Below are 6,401 nucleotides of genomic sequence, written 5' to 3' on the forward strand. Positions count from 1 at the left end.
CTCTTATAATTTTATTCTTCTCCGAAACGTTCAACAAGTGTCGCAAGTGTACGTACCATTGCACCTGTTGCTCCAGCTGTCCCTAAATCATGCGCTCCTGATGTTTCAGATGTTCCAGCGATGTCTAAGTGTACCCATGGTGTATCCTCAGCGAATTCACCTAGGAATGTACCTGCCATAACTGCATGTCCTTCACGACCTGGTGAGTTATTTAAATCAGCAAACTTACTGTTTCTCACGCGTTCTTTATCACGATCAAAAATCGGTAATTGCCAAATTGATTCATCTGTTTCCATAGATGCCTCTAGCACTTGCTCAAACAACTCTTCACTGTTTGTCATTGCGCCTGTCGTATGATTTCCAAGCGCAACAATTACACCACCTGTTAATGTCGCAACATCAATAAGGTAGTTTGCACCTAGTTTTTTCGCATACGTAATACCATCAGCTAACGCTAGGCGACCTTCTGCATCTGTATTTAATACTTCAATTGTTTTTCCGCTCATAGACGTGATTACATCGTCTGGCTTAAATGCTGTACCACTTACAACGTTATCAGTTGATGGAATAACAGCGATCACATTTTGCTCTGGGCGAAGTTCACCGATAATTTCCATCGCACCTAATACAGCAGCAGCACCGCCCATATCACCTTTCATACCGACCATGCCTTCACGTGGTTTTAATGAATAACCACCTGTATCGTATGTGATTCCTTTTCCAACGAATCCAATGACATCTGTCCACTCTTCTTTTCCTTTATAAATAAGAGCTATCATTTTTGGTGGTTCAGTAGATCCCTGGTTTACTGCAAGTAACGCACCCATACCAAGGTCTTCCATCTCTTCTTTCTCAAGAACTTTATAATCCATATCATACTTTTCCGCTAACTCAACAGCATACTCAGCAAGCTTTGTTGCTGTTAATACGTTTGGCGGCATATTTACAAGTGTACGAGCTGAATTTGTTGCATGTCCATGTACGTATCCAACTGTTAATGCAGCTTCAATTTCGTGTGCATCTTCTGCTGTAATAGCCGTGAACTTCTCTAACTCCACACGTTCCTTTTTATCTGATTTATACGTTTGTAACTCATATGTACCAAGACCTTGTACCTCTGCTGCAATGTGAGCTACATCAATCGCGTCTAATTTCTCTGTTACGAAAGAATCCAGCAAGATTGCTGCATCTTGTACTTTCGCTGCTTGTAACGTTTTAAACGCCTTACCAAGAGCCGCACGTAACGTTTCTGTCGTATACGATTCTTTCTTTCCTAAACCAACGAAATAATAACGTTTCACATTTGTTTTCCCTAAACTATGTACTTTCGAAATAGCTTTCTTCTTAGTAGAAAGTTCCTTCTCTTCTAATAAAACTTGTAATTGTCCTTCAAACGCTTTGTCCAGTTCTTGTACAAAACTACTCGTTTTCTCTTCTTCAAATAAGGCAACGATTACCGCTTCATGGCTTGCTAATTCTTTTTGTACTTGAAACATGTTCAGACCCCCTAAATTTCTCTACTCTACCTTTATTATAACTTTATTTTCGATAAAATGCGACAATTCTAACTTCTACTATTACCTCTATATATGAAATAAAAAAAGTCTAGCGTAATTACCACTAGACTATCTTTGTTTTAAATATTGACCGCGAAACACTTGCATCGTTTCGTCTTGATTTAACATCGTTAACTCTTCCTCTGAAAACTTACCATCTCCAACTTTCACTACATATACATTTACTTTTTTCTTACCCCATTGGCTATAAACATCTTTCACCGTATCATAGTACAGATCAAGGCGGTTTCCTTTTATTGCACCACCCTTATCAGCTACTACACCATATCCATAACCTGGTACGAATAAAATTGTTCCAATTGGGAATACGCGTAAGTCCGCTGCGATTGTGGAATATAAATCCCTTTTCACCTTAACACCTGAATATGTAATACCATACTCCGGATGTCCTGGCCTCTTACCAGTTGACTCAATTCCTGACGTATAACCTGTTGCAGTCATTTCAATTGAACGATATTTAGACCAGTCTTTCGCCTGCTCTAAAGCATTTATCACTTCTTTACTCGGAGCAACATTTCTCTTAATTTCTGCTGCATGTACTTCTTTTGCACTCGTTCCCTCATACTTCTTTACAATCTCTAATAAAGAAACTCCTGTGAAAGCATTCCATGTTACGCATAATGCGGATACAAGTAAACAAGTCATCATAATGCGAATACAATATCGTTTTAACATTTTTATATTCCACACTCCTTCATCGTTAATCATTCCCTATACGATAAAGGAATATGCAAAAAAATAATCTCCAAATGAATTGGAGATTAAAACATTTGATATCCGCTTTTCCGGAGTTTCTTAATTACGATTCCTGCTAATGCAGCACCTACTAATCCAGTAGATAAAATAAACATATCTGCTTGTCCTAAATGCGATACACTTGTCCCAAATGAAGAAAATGTTTCTTTTGGCTTTGAAAAATAATCCCACACACTCGCCTTATTAATAATAAGCATACAAACAATTGGATACACAATAACCATTACCCACGTAGCTCGCAAAATCATGTTGAGTAAAAATCCAATTCCAAAAAACAAAATGAAAAATAACATCATTGAAATAAGTAGTACCGGTATACTCACTCTTTCTCCCTCTCCTTCGTATGCGCCGTAAATACGTGATAGGCGGTATAACCAAATTGTTCACCTGGATTTAATGTTTTGTCCATTTCAAGATGTAGTTCTGATTTTCTTTCTAACAAATATTTAATCAGTACAGACGTATTCGGATCGTCTGCAATCGTATCTGGATGTAGAAATGCTACTTCAGACAATTCTTTCTCCTGTACAATAATGTTTTCTCCTTCAGGCTCCAAAAGGAAAATAATCATATTATCACTAATCTCATTTCGAATCACGCCCGATCGAACACCAATGATCCCCTTCACATGAGCGACAATGCCTGTCTCTTCTAACACTTCACGTTTCACAGCTTCATCAACCGTCTCACCTTCATTTACAAAACCAGCCGGCAAAGACCATTTCCCCTTTAATCCACTGTACTTCTTCTTAACGAAGAGCCACCTGCCATCTTTTGTAGCTACTAGGCCACCGACAGCTAACCACACTTTCCCTCGTTTCTCCATGATGCATTACCCTCCTCTACCAGAACGGACAGAATATTCTTTCTTTTTTATATATTATACTATATTTTTTAAATGAAAAAAGCAGAAACAGCTCTTAGCCGTTTCTGCTTTTTCTACTATATATTAAAAGAACTTTAATTTACCTTTTTTAAGAACTAATAAAGGTCCACCTAATAAGAATAGGTAACGGTTATCGATTACTTTCTTCATGAAAGAAGCTTTCCAACCTGTTAACTTTTTGCCCATAACAACACCCATTGCATCGTCATGACCTAAAGAACATACAGATCCTTTATTATCGAATGCGAATTTCTTCATTTCGCCCTTGCCACGAACTAACACAGTTAAGTTGTGTGCAATGTTGTAACCTTGTTGAATTGCGATTTGTGCTGTTGGTGGGTATGGACGGTTAATTTCTTCGTTAATGATTAACGCTGCGTCACCAACCATGAATACCTCTTCGTATCCTGGAGCATGCATGTACTCATCAACTTTTACACGTCCGCGCATTGCTTCAAAGCCAGACTCTTCTACAATACCGTTACCACGAACACCTGCAGCCCAAACTACTGTTTCAGACTTAATTAATTCAGTATCATCACCATTGGCAACGATAATACCTTCTTCAGTTGCTTCTTTAATTGCTGTACCGATGCGGAATTCTACGCCTTTTTTCTCAAGTTGTTTTACAGCGTATTCTACTAATGCTGGATCAAAACCTGGAAGTGCTGTTGGAGCAGCTTCTACACAGATGATACGTGCTTTTTCACGTGGTACATTGTACTCTTTGCAAAGTTCAGGAACACGGTTTGCAAGCTCACCTACGTACTCGATACCAGTAAATCCAGCACCACCAACAACGATTGTTACTAACTCATCACGTTGTTCAGTTGCATATTTAGCGAAACTAGCTTCCATATGCTCACGAATTTCACGAGTTGCATTAATGTTAGCGATTGAGAATGCATGCTCTTTTAATCCTGTAATTCCGAATGTTTCTGATTCGAAACCAAGACCGATTACTAAGTAGTCATACTCTAACTCGCCGTCTTTTAAGATAATGCGTTTTTCAGCAGCTTTAATTTCTACTACTGTATCTTGTACAAAGTTTACTTTATTTGTATCAATAACGTCTTGAATATCTAGACAGATTTTTTCATCTTGTAATGTACCAGCTGCGCTCTCATGTAACCAAGTCGCTTGGTAGTGATAGCTGTTGTTGTTTACTAGCGTAATTTCAGCTTCATTTACAGATAATGCTTTTTGCAGACGAACAGTCGTAATCATCCCGCCATAACCTGCACCTAAAACTACGATTTTTGGAGTCTTCACCAAATCACAACCCTTTTCTTTATATAATAGTAATAAAAAATAATACCAAGTACTAAAAACTCTATTTGTCAAGAATGTGGATTTTATCACATTCTATAGCATAACAAAACGCAGTCAAAAAATCGTACGAATTTTGTCATAGAAATTTAACATAATACTTCCCTATATTAGTCGGTTTTATTCCAGAATTCAAGCGTCTGGAGAATTATCAATATTTTAAAATAACATAGCGTTTTCAAGGGTTTTTCAGCCTTTTTTTCATGTATTTTCCTTTCACCATATTTTATACAATTAAAAAAGCATCTATGCGAAAACTTACACACAATTCAGTCGTTTTCAGAAGTATTATGAACTCAAATATGCTATCATTTATTTGAAAGTGTCATCATTTGCAGGATTTTCGTGTACATATGAACAATATATGAAATCAATATCAAAATTCCATCTATAGGGGGAATGAAAGTGGCAGAAAATCAAAAAGTTTACGACATAACAATTATTGGTGGTGGTCCAACAGGATTGTTCACAGCATTTTATGGCGGTATGAGACAAGCAAGTGTAAAAATCATTGAAAGCTTACCTCAACTTGGAGGACAATTATCCGCACTCTACCCTGAAAAATACATTTATGATGTAGCTGGATTCCCGAAAGTGCGCGCACAAGAATTAGTTGATAACTTAAAAGAGCAAATGAAGAAATTTGACCCAACCGTTTGTTTAGAAGAAGCTGTTGATACGCTTGAGAAACAAGCTGACGGTATATTTAAACTTGTTACGAATAAGCAAACTCACTATTCTAAATCAGTTATTATTACTGCCGGCAATGGAGCTTTCCAACCACGCCGCTTAGAATTAGAAGGGACAGCAAAGTACGAAAAGAAAAACTTACATTACTTCGTTGATGATATGAATAAATTTGCTGGTAAGCGCGTCGTAGTATTTGGCGGCGGCGACTCAGCTGTTGATTGGACAATGATGTTAGAGCCGATCGCTGACAAAGTTACAATCGTTCATCGCCGTGATAAATTCCGTGCGCATGAACATAGCGTAGAAAGCTTAATGAATTCTCGCGCAGAAGTAAGTACACCGTACGTTCCAGTTGAACTCATTGGTGATGACAAAATTGAACAAGTCGTTCTTCAACACGTAAAAACGGAAGAAAAAATTATCATCGATGTTGATGATGTAATCGTAAACTACGGCTTCGTTTCCTCTCTTGGCCCAATTAAAAACTGGGGCTTAGATATACAAAAAAACAGCATTCTCGTGAACTCAAAAATGGAAACAAATATTCCTGGCATTTACGCTGCTGGTGACATTTGTACATATGAAGGAAAAGTAAAACTCATTTCTTGCGGCTTCGGTGAAGCACCAACAGCAGTAAACAATGCAAAAGCTTACTTCGATCCAAACGCAAAACTTCAACCAATGCACAGCTCGAGTATGTTTTAATATGCAAAAATAAAGCACAATGAATCCGATACATAATCGAACTCATTGTGCTTTTAAAATTACTGTTTTCTTCTTCTACCTAATATGAATAATACTCCGCCGACTAAGAATGAAATTCCCGCACCAACTGACATCATCCATGGAGACGCTGCTCCAGTTTTCGGTAATTCTCTTTCTACTTTTACTTGTGGCTCTTTAATCAATTTTTCTAGTCTTATTTCCGGATCCTCTGGTTTTACTTCTGGTTTCTTCGGTTCCTCCGGTTTCACTTCTGGTTTCTTCGGATCTTCCGGTTTCACTTCTGGTTTCTTCGGATCTTCCGGTTTCACTTCTAGTTCTTTCGGATCTTCCGGTTTCACTTCTGGTTCTTTCGGATCTTCCGGTTCTTTCGGATCTTCCGGTTTCACTTCTGGTTCTTTCGGATCTTCCGGTTTCACTTCTGGTTCTTTCGGATCTTC

7 protein-coding genes are annotated in these 6,401 nt (G+C 38.0%); 1 reads left to right on the forward strand and 6 read right to left on the reverse strand.

What is annotated here, in order from left to right; genetic code table 11:
* Positions 1-11 precede the first annotated feature (11 nt).
* From pepA to PDL00_RS33010, 5 genes are all read right to left on the reverse strand, one after another.
* On the reverse strand, positions 12-1,496 hold the full coding sequence (pepA, locus tag PDL00_RS32990; protein ID WP_270733693.1) for a cytosol aminopeptidase: 1,485 nt from the start codon (positions 1,494-1,496) through the stop codon (positions 12-14).
* Between the two features lie 129 nt (positions 1,497-1,625).
* Positions 1,626-2,252 carry a 3D domain-containing protein gene (locus tag PDL00_RS32995; RefSeq protein ID WP_033656415.1) on the reverse strand — a complete coding sequence of 209 codons (627 nt, stop codon included), beginning with the start codon at positions 2,250-2,252 and terminating at the stop codon, positions 1,626-1,628.
* Between the two features lie 86 nt (positions 2,253-2,338).
* Entirely contained in the window at positions 2,339-2,656 is a 318-nt protein-coding gene (locus tag PDL00_RS33000; RefSeq protein ID WP_000027018.1) for a YuiB family protein, read from the reverse strand.
* Positions 2,653-3,159: an NUDIX hydrolase gene (locus PDL00_RS33005; RefSeq protein WP_063260535.1), complete on the reverse strand. Its 507-nt coding sequence runs from the start codon at positions 3,157-3,159 to the stop codon at positions 2,653-2,655. Before PDL00_RS33005 ends, PDL00_RS33000 begins: the two co-directional genes overlap by 4 nt.
* Before the next feature lie 123 nt (positions 3,160-3,282).
* On the reverse strand, positions 3,283-4,491 hold the full coding sequence (locus PDL00_RS33010; protein WP_000856609.1) for an NAD(P)/FAD-dependent oxidoreductase: 1,209 nt from the start codon (positions 4,489-4,491) through the stop codon (positions 3,283-3,285).
* Positions 4,492-4,953: 462 nt separating this feature from the next.
* Here PDL00_RS33010 and PDL00_RS33015 point away from each other — a divergent pair, with 462 nt between their 5' ends.
* Positions 4,954-5,943, forward strand: coding sequence for an NAD(P)/FAD-dependent oxidoreductase (locus PDL00_RS33015; protein WP_270733694.1), 990 nt, complete (start codon positions 4,954-4,956; stop codon positions 5,941-5,943).
* Positions 5,944-6,002: 59 nt separating this feature from the next.
* Here the strand turns inward: PDL00_RS33015 and PDL00_RS33020 are convergent.
* The coding region (locus tag PDL00_RS33020) for an LPXTG cell wall anchor domain-containing protein (RefSeq protein WP_270733695.1) at positions 6,003-6,401 on the reverse strand (399 nt) is incomplete at its 5' end.

The sequence above is a fragment of the Bacillus cereus group sp. TH152-1LC genome, from assembly GCF_027710505.1.
Lineage (GTDB): Bacteria > Bacillota > Bacilli > Bacillales > Bacillaceae_G > Bacillus_A > Bacillus_A mobilis.